A 1,008-nucleotide genomic window follows, 5' to 3' on the forward strand; every position below is an offset into this window, starting at 1 on the left:
CGGGCGAGTCGGCGGGACCGGGCGAGTCGGCGGGACCGGCGGGAGTTCCTGCGTCCGTGCCTCGGGCGTCGGCAGGGGGACGCTCTCGTAGCCCTCGGCGTTCTCCGGGTCCTCGGTGAGTTCGGCCATCTCGCGGAACAGCGCCGCGAGGGCGTCGGTGTTGCGCGGCCTGAGGACCCGGATGGGTTCCAGCACCGGGCGTTCGTGCGGCTTTCCGGACTCGTCCGCTGTCGGCACGCTGCTCTCCCTCGGTACCGGGATCCCTGGTCGCCGGGCCCGTGGGTCCCTGGGCCCTCGGGGAGAGATACGGGCGCGGGGGCGGCGCGGTTCAGTCCGCGAGGAAGCGGTGCAGCGACCGGGCCATCGCGGTGACGAAGGTGTCCCGCGTCCTGTCGTCCACGAGGTCCAGGGACAGATAGGGGTTGAGGTCCTCCAGCTCGACCAGCAGCAGCTCGCCGTCCGGGGCGCGGCAGGCGTCCACGCGCTGGATGCCGTGCGCGAGGCCGTTCCAGTCGACGAAACGGCGGGCGAACTCCAGGTCCCGCGCGGTGGCGTCGTACGGCTCCAGCCGCCAGCGGCGGTCGGGGTCCGGGGCGTAGAGGGCGTACTGGAAGTCGTCGTCGACGAAGTAGAAGGAGATCTCGTGGGCGAAGTCGACGCACGGCTGGATCAGGGTGGCGCCGTCGGCCAGGGCGGGCAGGGCGTCGCGGGTGACGATCCGCAGGCCTATGGAGTCGGCGCCCTGCTTGGGCTTGACGACATAGCGGTCGGACGCGGGCAGCAGGTGCAGGTCCTCGGGGCGGTCGACGGTGGGGATGACCGGGAAGCCGGCCGCGCTGAGGTCGAGGAGGTACTGCTTGCCCGCCATGTCGGCGCGGCCCGTGAGCGGGTTGTAGACGCGGGTGCCGGCGCTCAGCGCCCGCTCGCGGAAGGCCTCGTACTCCGCGCTGTAGCCGAGGACGGGTCCGCTGTTGCGCACGACGACGGCGTCGAAGGCGTCCATCAGCG

At 72.5% G+C, this 1,008-nt stretch carries 1 protein-coding gene and 1 pseudogene; both read right to left on the reverse strand.

The window, feature by feature from the left end; all coding sequences use genetic code 11:
* A pseudogene (locus BZL64_RS38030) lies at positions 1-237 on the reverse strand (peptidoglycan-binding protein); the annotation flags it as partial.
* A gap of 91 nt (positions 238-328) precedes the next feature.
* A partial coding sequence (locus tag BZL64_RS38035; protein WP_086773494.1) for an ATP-grasp domain-containing protein occupies positions 329-1,008 on the reverse strand: 680 nt, incomplete at its 5' end.

It is taken from the genome of Streptomyces bobili, assembly GCF_002154575.1.
Lineage (GTDB): Bacteria > Actinomycetota > Actinomycetes > Streptomycetales > Streptomycetaceae > Streptomyces > Streptomyces bobili.